We start from the raw sequence: 17,816 nt of genomic DNA, 5'->3' as shown, positions 1-17,816 counted from the left end.
TGGTGCCTCTGGCGACGCGGCCAAGCGATTTGGAGATTTGAATGACTAGCGAATTGTCGGATGGAAAGGGCGTGAGCCCTGAGAAATTTCTCTTTATTGTCGGCCTCCCGCGGTCCGGTACCAAGCTGCTCCGCAACCTCCTGAATAATCATCCCGGCATTTCGCTTCTCCGGAACGAAACTGATATCTATCCTTACCTGCTCGAGTTCTTCGCTCTGGATCGCGGCGAGGAGTGGTTCGAGGAGCTCTGGGGCGAGGTCAAGGACGCCAAGTTCGTTCTGCGGCGCGAGGCTGATGGGCATCCGCTGGATCCGGCCTTGTGGAAGTCGCTCTGCTCCAGTGCTTCTGCGCCCGATGTCTTCGCTGCGCTGATCAAGGCCGCCACGCCTGAGGCGGGGCCAGGGGTGATCCTGGGAGATAAGTCCCCGTTGCATGTGCGTTGCGTGACCGAGCTCATGCGCGACTTTCCCAATGCCCGGATGATTCATATCGTGCGCGATGGTCGCGAAGTGGCGCTGTCAGCGGTTGATGCCTGGAGCAAGGACCCGCTCAGGGCAATCCAGCAGTGGACCAACAGTGTGATGACCGCGCACAATGCCGGCAGCCGTCATTCCGAGCGCTTCCTCGAGGTTCGTTTCGAGGATCTCAAGAGCGATCCGGGCGCGGTGCTCGAACGTGCCTGCGGCTTCCTCGGAGTTTCCTATGATTCGGCGATGGCGCAGCTGAAGGGGAGCGCGGAAGGCCTGGGGCGTGCGAAGGGGCAGGCCAAGGTGCTTAACCTTCCTGACCGCACTGACGACGTGCCGCCCGCCAAGTTGCAGCGTATGGAGGAGGTGTTTGCGCCCGCCGCGCGCCAGTTCGGCTATGCGTTCAAAACCCAGATCACACGGGAGCGCGTCCTGGGGCCGCTCGAGATGAAGCTGCGCAGGATCGGTGATCTTCGTGGCGTCGCCAAGTTCCATATCGATCAGTTCGGGTGGCGCGACGGGCTTCGCTACCTCTGGAAGCGCGGCAACGGAACACGTCGCTAGGGAATTTCGGCCGCCTCGCCAGAAGGCGTGGCCGGCTTCGACACCCTGGTGCCAAGAACGAGGAAACCATGCCTTCATCCAATCCGCAACGACGCTCCGTCCTCATTGTCGCGCACGCGGCACATGTCACCGGAGGGGTCAACAACTTCCTGCGCATCATGCGCAAGTGCTATCGTGATCGCGTGGCAGCGCTGCGCTTCATCAACGGGGCGCGTCTCGACGAGCCGAGCAAGGGGGCAAAGCTTGCGCGGCTCATCAAGGACTATGCCCGTTTCGCCGGGCTGCAGGCGAAGCGGCAGTTCGAGATTGTCCACGTCAATCCCTCGCTCGATTATGCGTCGCTTCCACGCGAACTCGCCTTCCTGTGGATCGCGCGCGCCTTTCGCCCGAAGACCAAGCTCCTGCTGTTCTACCGTGGCTGGGACTGGACTGCGCTCGACGCGATCAAGAAGTCGGGATGGAAGTCCCGGCTTTTTGTCGCGACGAACCGAAAGGCGGATCGCATTCTCGTGCTGGCCTCCAGCTTCAAGCATGCCTTGATGGAGATGGGCATCGATGGCAACCGCATCTTCCTGGGCAGTACGATGTTCGAGAAGGACATGTTCGCGAACCTTCCTGCTACGCCGCTTGAGGATCGTCGTACGATCCTGTTCTTGTCGCGCTTCCTGCCGGCCAAGGGGGGCGCGCAAATTCTCGAGGCGTTCGCCCGGCTCGCAGGGGACTACCCGGACTGGAAGGTCGTGATGGCTGGCGATGGGCCGGAATACGATGCGCTGCAAAAGCAGGCCAGAGATCTGGGCATAGTGGACCGCGTTGAGTTCACCGGCTACATCGCCAGTGCTCGCAAGGCGCGTTTGTTGCTCGATACGTCGATTTTCCTGCTCCCCTCGGAGCATCCCGAAGGCATGCCGAATGCGGTACTGGAGGGGATGGCGGCTGGTGCGGTCATCGTTACGACGCCGGTTGGCGGACTGGCCGATATCCTGACAGATGGTGAGAATGGCATAATCCTGAAGTCGAGCTCCACCGACGATGTCGAGGCGGCGCTGCGTCACTATCTGCCCGATCCTGAGGCGCGCTGCGCGACGGGTGAGAGGAACAGGGAGCTGGCTTGGCAAAGCTGGGAATCGGACATTGTGTCTGACCGGATGGCGGATCACTACGATGCCGTAATTGCGCAAGGCTGAGGCTTTTTTTACGCCGTGCGCTGGCGCTGTCAGACCTCGAGAATGCACTCCATCCGTACCATGTCGCCGCTTTGATCCGACAAATTCGGTTCATAACGGTTCCAAGTCAGTTCAGGTTTGTATACATGAGGTGTGGCTGTAACTGAGCTTGCTGCGGTGCAGCGACATCATTCAGGGAGGCTTTAGTAGACTTCGGCTTTCTGGCGACGCCTGTGTCTTCTTTTTGTAAGTTTTATATTTTAATAGTGATTTAGGCCATTTTTCGCGGGATTCTGTCCGTGTTCATAGGCAGCGCAAAAGGACTGTGGCCCGAGCGTATTGGCTTTGCACGCTTGGGCTGGCGACAGTGGTCACGAACCATCTTGTGCGATGCAATATCTGTTGCTACATCCGATATTGAGCAATAGGGTGTCATTTGTTTCAGTATGACGGCCTCGTCACTAATTATTGCATTGTGAATTGAACTATTATTTCAATTCATCTGTCCCGCAATCACTATACATATAGAGAGTGTGATCTTGAAAATAGCGATCTTCGGCATGGGTTATGTTGGTTGCACGGCCGCAGCATGTATTTCGAGCCAGGGGCATACTGTCGTTGGCGTCGACGTCAGCGTGCAGAAAGTCGAGGCTATCAAGGCAGGGCGTTCACCTATTCATGAGCCCGGTATCGACGAACTTATTGCGAGCGCGCATGCTGAAGGTCGCCTGACGGCCGTGACCGAGATCGGAGACGAACTCGACGATGCCGATATCGCGATCGTGTGCGTAGGCACGCCGAGCGGCGCCGACGGCGCGCACAACATGACCTACATCGTGCAGGTCACGCGGGCGATCGCCGCGGCGATCAAGCCGGATCGCACCAAGCCTCTTACGGTCGCATTTCGATCGACGATGCGGCCGGGTACGACCGACCAGATCATCCTCCCGATCTTCCAGTCGGCGCTGGGTGCAGCGGCCGAAGATGTGGTCGAGCTTGTCTACAATCCCGAGTTCCTGCGCGAAGCCACGGCTATCGAGGACTACTTCCACCCGCCCAAGATCGTGCTCGGTACGCTCTCGGGGGAGCCTTCGGCGAACATGGAGGCGCTTCACGAAGGTATCGAGGCCCCGATTTTCCACGCGGGTATCCGTGAGGCCGAGATCACGAAGTTCGTCGACAACACCTGGCACGCGGTGAAGGTGGCGTTCGCGAACGAAGTCGGGCGCGTGTGCCAGCAGCTGGAGATCTCCGCGAAGAAGGTTCACGAGATCTTCGTCTCGGACACCAAGCTCAACATCTCGCCGTACTATACCCGTCCCGGCGGCGCGTTCGGTGGTTCGTGCCTGCCCAAGGATGTCCGGGCGCTGCAGCATATCGCGGCCGATGTCGGCGCCAATGCACACCTGTTCGATTCGCTGATGCGCTCGAATGATGCGCACAAGCATCACCAGTTCTCGTTCGTCACGCAGGGTCTCGAGCCTGGCGCCAAGGTGCTGCTCGTGGGTCTTGCCTTCAAGGCGGATACCGATGATGTGCGTGAGAGCCCCGCAGTCGATCTGGCACGCAAGCTGCTCGAAAGTGGCTACGAACTCGACGTCTATGATCCCGCGCTCACCACCGACAGTCTGATCGGCCAGAACCTGGGCTATGCGTATGCCTACCTGCCCACGATCAGCACGCTGCTGGTGGACAAGGACAAGGCGGAGAAGGGTGATTATGCGGTGGTGATCTCGACCAATCGCCTGATCAAGACGCTGTCGCTCAAGAGCAGCAACGTCGTCGACATTAGCTCGATCGCGTAAGGACGTAGATATGGCGACTGCATCCCTCGAGGCATCGCACGAATTCCCCACGCACATTGAAGGCCAGCCGCTGAAGGGGCGGCATGTCCTGATCGTGGTCGAGAACCTGCCGCTGCCGTTTGATCGGCGCGTGTGGCAGGAAGCGCGCACGCTCAAGGCGGCGGGCGCGCAGGTCTCGGTGATCTGTCCCACGGGGAAGGACTATACCAAGCGGTACGAGGAGATCGATGGCGTTCACATCTATCGCCATCCGCTCCCCCTCGATGCCGCGGGGGCCTGGGGCTACCTGCTCGAGTATGGCGCGGCGCTGTTCTGGGAAACCGCGCTGGCGTGGAAGATCTTCGCGAAGAAGCGCTTCGATGTCATTCAGGGATGCAATCCGCCGGACCTGATCTTCCTGGTTGCGCTGCCCTTCCGGGCGCTCGGCGTGAAGTTCATGTTCGATCATCACGACATCAATCCCGAGCTCTACGAAGCCAAGTTCAACAAGCGCAACTTCTTCTGGAAGCTCATGGTCAAGCTTGAGCGCTGGACGTTCAAGACGGCCTCGGTCTCGATGGCGACCAACCAGAGCTACCGCAAGATCGCGGTCGAGCGTGGCGGCATGGATCCCGACCGGGTCTTCGTCGTGCGTTCGGGACCTGATCTCAGCCGCCTCAAGCAAGTGGCTCCGGTGGCCGCCTGGAAGAATGGCCGCCAGTACATGGTCGGCTACGTCGGCGTCATGGGGGACCAGGAAGGTATCGACCTGCTTCTCGATGCGGCGGAGCATATCGTCCATACACTGGGGCGCGAGGACGTGCAGTTCTGTCTCGTCGGTGGCGGGCCGAGCCTTGCCGGCCTCAAGGAGATGGCCGAACAGAAAGGCCTCTCGGACTACGTTACCTTTACCGGGCGTGCGCCGGACAAGGACCTGTTCGAAGTTCTTTCGACGATGGACGTGGGGGTGAACCCGGATCGTGTCAACGCGATGAACGACAAGTCGACGATGAACAAGATCATGGAATACATGGCGCTGGGTAAGCCCATGGTGCAGTTCGATGTGGTCGAGGGACGTTTCTCGGCTCAGGATGCTTCCCTCTATGCCAAGGCCAACGATGCGGTCGATCTGGCGGACAAGATCCTCGAACTGCTGGCAGATCCTGCTCGGCGCGAAGAGATGGGTGCCTACGGGCGCAAGCGCGTGGAGAACGAACTGAGCTGGAACCATCAGGTCGAACCGCTCATGGACGCCTACTGCAAGATCCTGGATATCGCGCGCTAGGGGGAAGGGCGGTGACCGGCCTGCTCGGGATCGGTCGAAGGTCCGGGCCAGCCGGATCGCCGCCGCCCTGCACGCCAGACGCCCGCGCCCTCACCGGGGGGCCAGTTCGGCGTGATGGCGGCGGGCAGGCCTTTCCTTGCGCAGCCATGGATGACCCGCGGGAAGGGCGCTTCCATGGATCGCGAGGGGCCCCGCGGATAAATCGACAGGGCGGCGGTGCGTCGCCTTGCACCGGCTCCGAAGCCAGAATATCGAACGACGAAATCCTGAGCGAGCTTTCTGGAATTCGCGCTTTTCAAACCTGCCGCCAGCTGCGCGCTGGCAAACAGCCGATCTTGGAGATTGTACCTTGAACGTTTTGCTCCACGGATCCTATTTCGGTCTTAATTTCGGCGACACGCTGCTGTGCCGCCTTTTCAGCGACTGGATCCACGCCGCCGACGCCAATAGCCGGGTGATCCTGCCCCGTGCGGATGCCCGCAACCTGAAGCTGATCGGCTCCGACGAGCGGGGGCTGCTTGCCGCACGCAAGGGCGAGGCGCTTGTTCTGTGCGGCGGTGGCTATTTCGGCGAGCCAAAGTCGGGCATCACGCGCTGGACCGCGCGTGCCTACACCCGGCATATGCTGCTGGCGAACTGGGCGGCGGAACGTATGCCGGTCTACATTTTCGGCACGGGCGTGGGCCCGGTTACCAATCCGCGGATGCGCCGTGATCTCATTGCGCTTTTCCAGCGCGCCGAAGTGGCCGTGGTGCGCGATCAGGAGTCGGCGAATTTCCTCAAGGAATGGGGCGTTACGCGCGACCTTCAGATCAGCCCGGATGCGGTCGTGACGGCGACCGAGAGCGATCTGAAAAAGGATATCGAGGGCAAGGACCTCTCCATGCTGCGCTTCGCGAACAGCGAGGCGAAGACCGTGGCGGTGCATACCGAAGTCCACGCCAGCGGCCGCGATCTCGACATTGCCAAGGATATGGTGGCGCGTCTCATCGCCGAGACCAACCACAACATCGTACTCGTCACGGATGGGCGTCGTACTTTCGGCGACAGCGCCTGGCACGACCAGGTCAATGTGCCTGAAGAGGCGAAGAAGCGTGTCGTCAAGCTCAAGTACGACGGCGATCCGCAAAGCCTGATCGCCGTGCTCAACGCCGTCGACATCGTGATTACTACCAAGCTGCACGTCGGCATCGTGCGCTGCGCGCTCAACAAGCCGGTCATCTCGATCCCGCGCCACGCCAAGACGCCGCGCTTCTATCGCCAGATGCAGCTCGAGGACTGGTGCCTCTCGACGAACGAGGAGGGCTGGCAGCAAAAGGTGCTGACCCGGCTTGCGGACTGGAATGCGGGCCTCGAAGCCGATTTCACCCATTTCAACGCAGTGCGCTCGGTCGGCTACTACCGCGACAGGCTGAAGGCGAACCTGGCTCCGGCCGGAGCCTGAAACGTGCGCGGCGCAGCTTCTCCATTGTTGAAGGGGCGACAAGTGGGGAACGTACGGCGCCGGGGTAACCCGGCCGGGGGCAACCGCGCCCGGCTCGGTGGCACTGGCCGGGGCAGGTCGGCGATGCGGCCCGTGGTGCATCAAGCTTCGAATTTCTTAAGGGATCACAGCGCTCCATGTCCTTGAACGCGAACGGCTCCGAGCCCGTCACCGGTAAAGGCCCCGAGGACGGGCTGGCCAAGACTAAGGCCAAGGCCAAGGCTTCGCTCACCGAGCGAACGATCCACGGCATCATGTGGCAGTTCCTGGGCACCTTCTCGGAGTCGGGCGCGCGTATCGTTGTCCTGATTGTCCTGGTGCGCCTGCTCACGCCGGTCGAGTTCGGTGTCGTCATGGCCGCGCAGATCGTCGTGGGTTTTACCCGCATCGTCAGCCAGCTGGGAATGGGACCCGCGCTCGTGCAGCGTTACGAGCTCGAACACCGCCACCTCACGTCTTCGTTCGCCTTTTCGTTCTACACGAGCCTCATCGTGGTGGCTGCGCTGTTCTTTCTGGCGCCGTTCATCGCGGCTGCCTTCCAGATCCCCGAACTTGTCGGGGTTATCCGGGTGCTGTCGATCTACCTGCCTTTCGCGAACCTGGGCATCGTTTCGGAATCGATGCTGCTGCGCGACCTGCAGTTCAAGTGGCTGGGGCGTACCGAGTTCCTGAGCTTCGCAATCGGCTATGCGGCGGTCGGCATCGGTCTGGCCTGGTTGGGCTTTGGGGTCTGGTCACTGGTGGGGGCGCTGATCGCGCAGGCCGTGATGCGCACCGGCCAGCTGTGGTTTCGCTATTTTCCACCGGTCTCGTTCCGAATGGAACTGCGCTCGCTGCGCGATCTCATGCACTTCAGCCTTGGCCAGTCGATGAGCAACCTGGCGAGCTACGTGGCGCTGCAGATCGACAACACGGTGGTCGGCGTGGTCATGGGGCCGGTCCCGCTCGGCCTCTACGGGCGCGCCTATCAGTTCCTGACTGTGCCGAGTACGCTGTTCGGCAAGGTCTCGGACCGCGTGCTGTTTCCCGCGATGTCCTCGATCCAGCACGATGCGGAGCGGCTGTGGAAAGCCTTTGAAAGCGCGCTGGGCGTGATCGCGATGATCACCATTCCTACCAGTGGCCTTCTCGTTCTGCTGGCACCCGAATTTGTCTCGGTCGTACTGGGTGCGAATTGGGATGACATGACACTTCCCTTCCAGTTGCTGTGCGTCGCGCTGTGCTTCCGCACGGGATACAAGATCTGCGATTCCCTCACCCGTGCGCGCGGCAGTGTCTACAACCGTGCGTTCCGCCTCTGTATTTATGCTGTGGCCGTCTTTGTCGGCGCCTATGTGGGGACGCGCTGGGGGCTTGTTGGCGTTGCGGCGGGTGTCTCGCTGGCGATCACGCTCAACTATGTGATGATGATCCAGCTGAGCATGAGTGTCGTGTCCGGATCGTGGCGGGGGATCGTTTTCCTGCACCTGCGGCACATCTTCAATCTCGTGCCGATCCTGGCGCCTGCGGTCGTCGCGGTCCTGTTCATGCGCGCCCACGGGGTGCATCCCGTGCTGATCCTGATGGCAGGGGGCTTGCTGACTGGAGCCAGCGGTGTCCTCCTGTTTCTCACGACCGAACGGCCCTTTGGCGCCGAAGGCCGCTGGATCAAGGAGAAGCTGCTGGGCAAGGTGTTCAAGAAATTCGCCAAGCGGCCGGCTCGCTCCTAGCGCCGCTCTTTGCCGGGCCGGCCAGGTTGCGGCGAACCTGAAAACGTGAAACCGAGGTGTCGAATGCGTACATGCCTAGTAACCGGATCTGCCGGATTTATCGGATCCTTCGTCTGCCGCAGGCTGCTTCAGGATGGTTTCCGTGTCATTGGCCTTGATGCGATGACGGACTACTACGACGTCACGCTCAAGCAGCGGCGCCTTGGGGCCCTTCTTCAGGACGAGCATTTCACCGCGGTCGAGGACTACGTCGAAACGCCGGGCCTGCTGATGGACATCTTCGCCCGGGAGAAGCCGGATGTCGTCATCCATCTCGCTGCGCAGGCGGGCGTGCGCTATTCGATCGAAAACCCGCGCTCCTATCTGGATAGCAATATTATCGGCACATTCGAGCTGCTTGAGGCCGCGCGTGCGCATCCTCCGCAGCACATGCTGCTGGCATCGACGTCGTCGGCCTTCGGTGCCAACACCGAAATGCCCTATACCGAGACCGACCGCGCCGATCACCAGATGTCGTTCTACGCGGCCACCAAGAAGTCGACCGAGAACATGGCGCACAGCTACGCGCACCTGTTCAATCTGCCGATCACGATGTTCCGCTTCTTTACCGTCTATGGCCCCTGGGGGCGGCCGGACATGGCCTTGTTCAAGTTCACCAAGGCCATTCTCGAGGGGCGCCCGATCGACGTCTACAACTACGGCGACATGATGCGCGACTTCACATATGTGGAGGATCTGGTTGAAGCGATCCGCCTGCTCATCGACGCCGCTCCCGAGCGCCCGGTTGAGGATGCCGAGACGCCTGCCATCGAGGGCGACAGCCTGTCGCCCGTGGCGCCTTGGCGTGTCGTCAACATCGGCAATTCCGAGGCGGTCCAGCTTACCGACTTCATCGAGGCGATCGAGCAGGCTGTAGGCACCAAGGCCGAGCGCAATCTCATGCCGATGCAGGCAGGCGATGTCCCGGCGACCTGGGCCAATGCCGAGTTGCTCAAGAACCTGACCGGCTATACGCCGCGCACCCGTGTTCCTGAAGGGGTGGCCAATTTCGTGGCCTGGTATCGCGACTATTACGAAGTCTGAGCGGGCTTTGCGTCCGCGGCCGGGCAGGACGCGTTCCTGCCGATCCGGGAGGTAGGAGTAGGAAAAAGGGCCCGGGTGCAACGGCACCTGGGCCTTTTTTGCAGGCAGTCGCTGTATCCTGGTCTTGCCCGGGAGGTGTTCCAAAAGGGCCTAGGGAGTGTGCCGCTCAGCAGGACATGGGGGGGGGCGCTCAGGCTGTCCCGCCGATTGTGGCCCCGGTGGTCTCACTTGCGGCGTGGGGGCCGGTCTTGGGATCGACCGGGTGCCCGCCGAACTTGCGGCGCCATTTGCGGCTGAAGCTGGTGGCGATGAAGTAGGCCGCCGAGCTTAGTGCGATGGTGGCGAGCACGGAGAGAACCAGGGTCAGCGCCGGCGGCAGCAGGAAGAGCGTGACGAGCGTGCGGGCGTGGAGGTGCCAGAGATAGATCTCGTAGCTGATCCGTCCGAGGAATCGGAACGGGCGCCATTCGCTGATCCAGCGGACGAAATCCATGCGTTCGTCGAAAAGCACGAAATTGATCGTCAGGAACAGGCCGGCGCCCTGCAGCGTGTAGCCGAGCACGCTTTGCATCAAGGGCTGGCGCAGGGCGAGGCTCAGCAAGAGCAGGATGATCCCGGCAATTGCGGCGAGGTACGTGCGCAGGGACTTCACGATACCGAGCGCACGCGGATCGTCGCACATGGAGGAGAGCAGGCAGCCCCAGGCCAAGGAATCAAAGCGCGTCAATGTGAAGTAATAATTGAAGTCCTCGTGATTCTCGATCGTGGTGAAAGCGATCGCGCGGATGGCGAGGGAGAGGACGATGATCACGACGAAAAGAGCCGAGCGCTTGCCTGCATCACGGATGGCCGTGAGGAGGAAGGGTACGATGAGGTAGAAATGTTCCTCGATCGCAAGTGACCACAACAGGCTGTAGCCGGGTACGGTCTCGGTCCAGTTCAGGAGGTCGCGCCCGATGTTGTAGAAATTGCCGAGGTAGAGGAATGCCGCGGCAATGCGCGGCCAGTAAAGTTGCTCGGGGATGAAGTATGCGTAAAGTGCCAGCGTCGGCACGCCCATGATGATCAGCGGAGGCGTGAGGCGGATGAAACGGCGAATGTAGAACTTGGGAATGTCGATCTTCTTGCGACTTTCGGCCATGAGCAGCCGTGAAATCAGGAAGCCACTGATGAAGAAGAAGATCGTGACGCCGAGTCCGCCCGGAATGAGCTTCGAGACGTTGAAATGCGCCATGACCACCAGCGACACCGCCACGAGACGGGCACCATCGAGCAGCGGAATGTATCCGAAGGCGGCCTCGCTGGAGGGCGCCGCAACGGATCGCTGGAAAACAGTTGGAATGTTCACGGCTTACCTACTCTCGCCTCTCGATACACCAGCAGTGGATGCCCAGAGCATGCGTACCCGGATGCTCTCGGTCTGGGATAGTCTCAGTCGCCGCCGAAGATGTCGCGCGTGAAGACCTTGTCGGCAACGTCCTTGATCGGGTCCATCATGCGGTTGGCAATGATCACGTCACTTTCCCGCTTGAAGCTGTCGAGATCGCGCACGACCCGCGAGCCGAAGAAGGAGTCCTCCTCCATGGCGGGCTCATAGATAATGACCTCGATACCCTTGGCCTTGATGCGCTTCATGATGCCCTGGATCGAGGACTGGCGGAAGTTGTCCGATCCGGCCTTCATCACGAGGCGGAAGACCCCGACTTTTCGGGGCGCAAGCGCGATGATCTGGTCGGCAAGGAAGTCCTTGCGCGTGCGGTTGGCATCGACGATCGCACGGATCAGGTTTTGCGGAACCTCGGAGTAGTTTGCCAGCAGCTGCTTGGTGTCCTTGGGCAGGCAGTAGCCGCCATAGCCGAAGCTGGGATTGTTGTAGTGCTGGCCGATGCGTGGATCGAGGCCGATACCCTCGATGATCTGGCGTGCATCCATGTCGCCTGCGATGGCGTAGCTGTCCAGTTCGTTGAAGAAGGCGACACGCATCGCGAGATAGGTATTGGCGAATAGCTTGATTGCCTCGGCTTCCGAAGCGTTGGTGAACAGGACCGGAATGTCGTCCTTTTCGGCACCTTCGACAAGCAGATCGGCAAAGATGCGGGCACGCTCCGAACGTTCGCCAACAATGATCCGTGAGGGATTGAGATTGTCGTAGAGGGCCCGGCCTTCGCGTAGGAACTCGGGGCTGAAGATGACCTGCGAGGTGCCCAGACGCGCGCTCACGTCTTCGACGAAGCCGACCGGAATGGTCGACTTGATGACGATTGTTGCGGTGTCGTTGATCTCGATTGCCTGGGCGATTACCGCCTCAACCGAGGACGTGTCGAACTTGTTGGTCTGAACATCGTAGTTCGTCGGCGTGGCTACGATCACGTAGTCCGCGCCGGTTAGTGCGACAACCGGATCGGTCGTGGCGGTGAGGTTCAGAGGTCGGGTCGCGAGATAGTCTTCCAGTTCGGTGTCGATGATCGGCGACTTGCGTTCGTTGATCAGGTCGACCCGCTGCGCAGAGACATCCACCGCGACAACCTCGTGGTGGGCGGCCAGCAGAACCGCATTGGAGAGCCCAACGTAACCCAATCCAAATACAGCAATTTTCATCGGAATGTTACCTACCTGGATCAGCTTCAAGATCATATGGGAGGGTCAATACGACGGGTTCAGCCGCTCGCCGCTTCCCTCCACGTGTAGGTCCTAATCAGGTGTATTGCGTGGCGGGTCAATGAATTTATGCTGCATTTGCACAGTGCGTTGCCGCTCGATATGTCCAAGTATTTCACGAGGGAGCGCCCATCGACAACTTGAGACGTTCTGTTTGTGCGGTGAAATTCATCGGGTGTCTTGATTTGTGACGGGTCTGTGGCGGTTTGGCAATTGCCTCGGAACTTGCTGTTTTCGGGCTTGGCCCGATGGCCTCCTTATGCCAATCCTGCGGCCCGACAGTTCGCCGTGGGGCGCACGGGCATAACTTGGGGCAGCGTGGATGCACGTGTGCGTTGCTGCCATGCTTTTTTACAGGGGGAAGACTATGTCGGAGAAGCTGGCCGTGCTGGTTACCGGTGGTGCCGGATATATCGGAAGCCATGTCGTCCTTGCGCTCAAGGACACCGGTTGGCCGGTCGCGGTGATCGACAATCTTTCAACTGGCTTCGCGTTCGCGATCCCGCAGGATGTACCTTTCTACGAAGGCAATATCGATGATGGCGAGCTGCTGGCACGGATCTTCGAGGAGCAGAAGATTGGCGCGGTAATGCATTTTGCTGGTTCGATCATCGTGCCCGAATCCGTCGAAAATCCCCTGAAGTACTACCGCAACAACACGGCGCGCAGCGAAGCCCTGCTGGAAGCATGTATTGCAGCTGGAGTGGCCCACTTCGTGTTCAGTTCCACTGCGGCGACCTACGGGGTGCCCGAGGAATCGCCCGTGCGCGAAGATGCCCCCAAGCTCCCGATCAACCCTTATGGCATGTCCAAGCTGATGACCGAGCGCATGCTCGCGGACGTGAGCGCTGCCCACGCTTTCAACTACTGTGCGCTGCGCTACTTCAACGTGGCCGGGGCCGATCCGCAGGCACGTACCGGGCAGTCCACCGCCGGGGCCACGCACCTCATCAAGGTCGCTGTCGAGGCGGCGCTGGGAAAGCGCGCGGGCGTGGGGGTGTTCGGGACGGATTTCGATACGCCCGATGGAACAGGAGTGCGCGATTACATCCATGTTTCCGATCTTGCCAATGCGCACGTGCTGGCTCTGGAGGCGTTGATTGCTGAGCCTGGTCGCTCGCTGACCATGAACTGCGGGTACGGTCGCGGGTTCTCGGTGCTCGATGTGCTCGATGCGGTTGACCGGGTGACCAATCAGACAATCGTTCGCACGATGGAGGGGCGCCGGGCGGGGGATCCCGCCTCGCTGATCTCGGACAATTCGCGGATCAAGGCGACGCTGCCCTGGACGCCGCTCTACGATGACCTGGGAACGATCGTCGAACATGCGCTGGCCTGGGAGCGGCGCCTTGGCCAGATCCGCGAGGAGCTTGTCTGATCAGGACATGTGACGCGTCTTGTGCGCCTTGCTGGCCGGATGGGCCGTCAGGCGAGCGCGTCCTCGCCATGGTCGGTGCCGCAAGGTGAGCCAAACAGCGCCTTGACGAATTGTTCGCGCCAGTGGACGACGTCCTCGTCGCGTACGGAGGCCAGCAGTTTCTCGTGCCGGGCGCGACGTTCTGCGATCGGCATGTTCAGGGCCAGCTTAATCGTTTCGCTCACATGCTCGAGCGAATGCGGGTTGACCAGAAGCGCATCTTCCATCTGCAGCGCCGCGCCGGCGAACTGGGACAGGATCAGGACTCCGGGGTTGTCGGGCTTCTGGGCCGCGACATATTCCTTGGCGACAAGATTCATGCCATCGCGCAGGGGGGTAACCAAGCCGACCTCGGCGGCGCGGTAGAAGCCAGCGAGCTGACGGCGCGGGTAGCCCCTGTTGACGTAGCGGATGGGGACGAAGGCGACATCGGCGTGGGCACCGTTGATATGGCCGGTCTTGCGTTCCAAGTCTTCGCGGATCTGCTGGTAGCTGGCCACGTCCCCGCGTGAGGGCGGCGCGATCTGGAGGAGGACCGCCTTGGAGGCTTCCTCGGGATTGTCGGCGAGAAAGCGGCTGAAACTTTCGAAGCGTTCGCCCAAGCCCTTTGAGTAATCGAGGCGATCGACCCCGATCAGGATCTTGCGTCCACGTACGCTGGCCTTGAGTTTGTCGTGGGCCTCGGCGGCTTCAGGGCTGTTCGCGCCTTCTGTGAATTCGGCAAAGTCGATCCCGATCGGAAAGGCGCGAGCCACGATACGCCGCCCCTGGTATTCGACGCAGCCGTCGGCACCAATTTCGAGGCCCATCTCCTTTTCGAGATAGTGCAGGAAACTGCCGAGCCATTCCTCTGTCTGGAAGCCGATCACGTCATAGGCGAGCATCGATTCCACGAGGCGCTCGTGGAAGGGCAGCGAGACCAGCAGGCGAGTGGGCGGCCAGGGGGTGTGCAGGAACAGCCCCATGCGGTTCTTCATGCCCTGCGTGCGCAGCATCGAGCCGAGAGGGAGCAGGTGGTAGTCGTGGACCCAGACAAGGTCGTCCTGGTCGATCAGCGGGCGCACCGAATCGGCGAAGCGGCGGTTCACACGCTCGTAGCCCTCACCGAAGTTGCGGTCGTACTCGGTGAGATCGATGCGGTAGTGGAACAGCGGCCAGAGCGTGCGGTTGGCGTAGCCGTTGTAGTATTCCTCGATGTCCTGAGGCTCGAGGTCGATGGTGGCGGTCGTGACCCCGTCGTTGCGCTGCATGTCGAGGTGGCCGGTGAACTCCTCGGTTTCCTGTCCCGACCAGCCGAACCAGATCCCGCGGTTCTCGCGCAGCGCGGAGTTGAGCGCGACGGCGAGACCTCCTTGCGCACCCGCAGCCCCGGCGGCCTTGGGCACCGAGACGCGGTTGGAAATCACGATCAGTCGGCTCATGCTTAGTCCCCTGTAAGGCGCTTGAAAACGCCTGAAAATTCTATCGCCAGTCGCGCCAGGAGCGCGACAGTTGCCCGGCGCAGTTGATTATCCCGACAAGCGAATAAGTCTGGGGGAAGTTCCCCCACAGCTCGCTCGTCTCGAAGTCCATATCTTCCGAGAGGAGGCCCGATTTCGTGCGGTGCGCGAGCATGGCCTCGAACAGACGGCGGGCCTCTTCGTCCTGGCCCGAACGGTGCAATGCCTCGATCAACCAGAAAGTGCAGATGTTGAAGGCGGTCTCGGGCAGGCCGAAGTCGTCCTCGTTGGCGTAGCGCAGCATGTGCTCGCCGCGCCGCAGCGTCTTCTGTACCGCCGCGAGCGTCGCCTGAAAGCGCGGGTCGCTGGCCTCCACAAAGCGCAATTCGACCATCTGCAGCAGGCTCGCATCGAGCTGGTCGCCGCCAAAGCTCGCGGCGTAATGGCCGCCTGCGCCGCCGTCATCGAAGTCGGGCCCTTCGATCTTGTGCCAGGCCTGCTCTTCGATAGTCGACTGGATGATGTCCGCACGTTCCCGCCAGTAGGTCTGGCGGTCGGAGAGCCCGAGATATTCGGCCGCATTGGCCAGACGGTCGCAGGCGGCCCAGTTCATCACGCTGGAATAAGTATGGACGGCCGTGCGCGTGCGCAGTTCCCACAGGCCAGCATCGGGCTGGTCGTGGGTCTTCCAGGCCATCTCGCCGACTTTCTCGAGGCTCTCAAAATCGTCGTGGTTGGCCATGCGGATGAGGCGCATGTCCGAAAAAGCCTGGATCGCGGGCAGGACGATCTGGCCATAGCAATCGTTCTGGACCTGATAATAGGCCGCATTGCCCACGCGCACCGGGCCCATGCCGCGATAGCCGACGAGGTCATCGGCCACCCACTCGATGATTTCCTTGGCGCCGCTCACCGCGTAGAGCGGCTGGATGAAGCCGCCTTCGGCATCGTCGATGATGTTGCGCAAGTACCCGAGGTACTTTTCGAGCACGTCGAGTGCGCCCAGGTGGTTGAGCGCCTGAACGGTGTAGTAGGCGTCGCGGATCCAGCAGTAGCGGTAGTCCCAGTTGCGCTGCGAATGGGGCGCTTCGGGGATCGAGGTGGTCAGCGCAGCGACAATCGCGCCGGTCTCTTCGTGCTGGCACAGCTTGAGCGTGATCGCCGCGCGGATCACCGCCTCCTGCCAGTCGAGCGGGGTGGCGAGGCTGCGCACCCAGTTGCCCCAGTAGGCATCGGTCAGCTGGTGCATCATCTCCAGTTCGTGCTCGACATTGCCGTTGAAGGGCTCGTCGGGGCCGAGGAAGAAGTGCATCGGGCTCTCGAGGCGGAAGTAGCGCTCGTCGAGGATGTAGCCCACCGGCGCATCGGTGGTGAGGCGCAGCGCGTTCCTCTCTACCAGATAGCGGATGTGGTTGGACCCGCGCGTGATTGGCGCGAGCTGCGCACCGTAGCCGCTCATAGGCGTAAGCACGCAGCGGATCCGCGGGCTGCCCTTCACGGGGCGAACGATGCGAGCGTAGGCAACCGGCCGGTACATGCGTCCTGAGCGTTCGAACCGGGGGCAGAAGTCGATGACCTCGACCGCGCTACCGTTGTTATCCTCCAGCCGCGAGATGAGGATTGGAGTGTTGCGCACGTAGCGCTGGGTGACCGAAACCTGGTTCTCCAGTTCGAAACGCCAGGTGCCCGCGTCCTGCCCATCATCGCCCCGCATCAGCGCGCAAAACGCTGGGTCGCCATCAACACGGGGGACGCAGCCCCAGACCAGCGCGGCCTTTTCGTCGATGAGGCCGTTCACCTGGCAGTTGCCGATCGGCCAGAGTTCGAGCGAGCTCTGGCGCGCCGAAGCGTCGGGAGCGTCGTTCCGACCCCTGGGCGAGCGCACCGGAGGTTCGGCGGTGTCGGTAGTGTCGGGCGTGGTCGATCCGGTCACGGTCATGCCTGTTTCAATTTCCCTCGGATTGATCGTGTGTACGAAGCGCTGCGGCCAGCCAGTCGTGGACGGCGGCAACGTCGGGCAGGCGCTGGTGTGCCGCAGTGGAGCGCATCGGGCCAACCAGAACGCCGTGTCCGCCCAGGCCCTCAAGGACGTGGAAGGCATCTTCATCGGTGACGTCGTCGCCCAGGAACAGCGGCTGGGTGCCGGCGAATTCGGGGCGCTGCATGAATGCGGTCAGCGCCGAGCCCTTGTCGGACCCGGGCATGACCAGTTCCACCACCTGCTTGCCGTGCTTGAGCTTGAGATCCTCCTCGCGCGCAAGCGTCTCGGCCCGGGCGAGGAGGTCGTTCAGAGCTTCGGGGTGGCGGCGATAGTGAACCGCTACGCTGTACGGCTTGGGTTCTACCAGCATGTTGCCGTTGGCCCTCGCAAAATCGCTGAGGTGGGACACCACCCGATCGGGCAGCGGGTCGGCGAGCGGGGTGATCTCGCCCGTGCCGGCGGGGCGGAATTCACCGCCGTGCGAGCCGGCAATCGCAACGTCGAGCGGGCCGAGCAGCGCTTCGAGCGCCGCAATCGAGCGTCCGCTGACGAGCGCGAGGCGTCCTTCGAGGGCCTCTGCCAGCTCGGCAATGACGCCGGGCAGGGTGTCGGGTACGATCACCTCGTCAGGGTGATCGGCGATGTTCACCAGAGTGCCGTCGAAATCAAGGAAAAGTGCCGTCTGCGAGGCGATGCGCAGCGGGGCGGGCGGCGGAAGATCAATTGGGCCAGAGCCCTTTTCCGCCAGCGAAAGACTGTCGCTTGGATCGGTCATTGTGT

13 protein-coding genes are annotated in these 17,816 nt (G+C 61.6%); 8 read left to right on the top strand and 5 right to left on the bottom strand.

Annotated elements, in window-relative coordinates; all coding sequences use genetic code 11:
- Positions 1-71: 71 nt before the first annotated feature.
- The 7 genes from FMM79_RS18570 to FMM79_RS18540 all read left to right on the top strand — a co-directional run bounded on the left by FMM79_RS18570 (position 72) and on the right by FMM79_RS18540 (position 9,541).
- The gene (locus FMM79_RS18570; protein WP_162528549.1) at positions 72-1,031 is read left to right on the top strand and encodes a sulfotransferase; all 960 of its coding nucleotides are present in this window, start codon (positions 72-74) and stop codon (positions 1,029-1,031) included.
- Positions 1,032-1,099: 68 nt separating this feature from the next.
- Positions 1,100-2,218: a glycosyltransferase family 4 protein gene (locus FMM79_RS18565; protein ID WP_148628922.1), complete on the top strand. Its 1,119-nt coding sequence runs from the start codon at positions 1,100-1,102 to the stop codon at positions 2,216-2,218.
- A gap of 518 nt (positions 2,219-2,736) precedes the next feature.
- A complete protein-coding gene (locus FMM79_RS18560; protein ID WP_148628921.1) occupies positions 2,737-4,002 on the top strand; it encodes a nucleotide sugar dehydrogenase in 1,266 nt (421 codons plus the stop codon).
- 10 nt (positions 4,003-4,012) lie between these two features.
- Positions 4,013-5,266, top strand: a complete 1,254-nt coding sequence (locus FMM79_RS18555) for a glycosyltransferase family 4 protein (RefSeq protein ID WP_148628920.1) — start codon at positions 4,013-4,015, stop codon at positions 5,264-5,266.
- 349 nt (positions 5,267-5,615) lie between these two features.
- Entirely contained in the window at positions 5,616-6,710 is a 1,095-nt protein-coding gene (locus FMM79_RS18550; protein ID WP_162528548.1) for a polysaccharide pyruvyl transferase family protein, read from the top strand.
- A gap of 176 nt (positions 6,711-6,886) precedes the next feature.
- A complete protein-coding gene (locus FMM79_RS18545) occupies positions 6,887-8,458 on the top strand; it encodes a lipopolysaccharide biosynthesis protein (protein WP_148628918.1) in 1,572 nt (523 codons plus the stop codon).
- A 63-nt stretch (positions 8,459-8,521) separates the two neighbouring features.
- Positions 8,522-9,541, top strand: a complete 1,020-nt coding sequence (locus FMM79_RS18540) for an NAD-dependent epimerase/dehydratase family protein (protein ID WP_148628917.1) — start codon at positions 8,522-8,524, stop codon at positions 9,539-9,541.
- 190 nt (positions 9,542-9,731) lie between these two features.
- Here the strand turns inward: FMM79_RS18540 and FMM79_RS18535 are convergent, their stop codons facing one another.
- Both FMM79_RS18535 and FMM79_RS18530 read right to left on the bottom strand, forming a co-directional pair.
- The gene (locus FMM79_RS18535; RefSeq protein ID WP_148628916.1) at positions 9,732-10,889 is read right to left on the bottom strand and encodes an acyltransferase; all 1,158 of its coding nucleotides are present in this window, start codon (positions 10,887-10,889) and stop codon (positions 9,732-9,734) included.
- A gap of 83 nt (positions 10,890-10,972) precedes the next feature.
- The gene (locus tag FMM79_RS18530) at positions 10,973-12,139 is read right to left on the bottom strand and encodes a nucleotide sugar dehydrogenase (protein WP_148628915.1); all 1,167 of its coding nucleotides are present in this window, start codon (positions 12,137-12,139) and stop codon (positions 10,973-10,975) included.
- A gap of 427 nt (positions 12,140-12,566) precedes the next feature.
- On the opposite strand from FMM79_RS18530, the gene galE reads away from it, so the two are divergent.
- Positions 12,567-13,577, top strand: coding sequence for a UDP-glucose 4-epimerase GalE (galE, locus tag FMM79_RS18525; RefSeq protein ID WP_148628914.1), 1,011 nt, complete (start codon positions 12,567-12,569; stop codon positions 13,575-13,577).
- A gap of 47 nt (positions 13,578-13,624) precedes the next feature.
- Here galE and otsA read toward each other — a convergent pair whose 3' ends face one another.
- Genes otsA through otsB form a run of 3 tightly spaced genes read right to left on the bottom strand, consistent with a single transcriptional unit; the run spans position 13,625 to position 17,811 of the window.
- A complete protein-coding gene (gene otsA, locus FMM79_RS18520) occupies positions 13,625-15,037 on the bottom strand; it encodes an alpha,alpha-trehalose-phosphate synthase (UDP-forming) (RefSeq protein ID WP_148628913.1) in 1,413 nt (470 codons plus the stop codon).
- A gap of 40 nt (positions 15,038-15,077) precedes the next feature.
- Complete coding sequence (locus FMM79_RS18515; RefSeq protein ID WP_148628912.1) at positions 15,078-16,994, bottom strand: glycoside hydrolase family 15 protein; 1,917 nt, start codon at positions 16,992-16,994, stop codon at positions 15,078-15,080.
- Positions 16,995-17,001: 7 nt separating this feature from the next.
- Positions 17,002-17,811, bottom strand: coding sequence for a trehalose-phosphatase (gene otsB, locus FMM79_RS18510; protein ID WP_148628911.1), 810 nt, complete (start codon positions 17,809-17,811; stop codon positions 17,002-17,004).
- Between the last annotated feature and the right edge of the window lie 5 nt (positions 17,812-17,816).

This window comes from Novosphingobium sp. BW1 (assembly GCF_008107685.1).
Classification (GTDB): domain Bacteria; phylum Pseudomonadota; class Alphaproteobacteria; order Sphingomonadales; family Sphingomonadaceae; genus Novosphingobium.
Note: the sequence above shows the minus strand (reverse complement) of the source record. Positions and strands in the feature narration are given on the sequence as shown.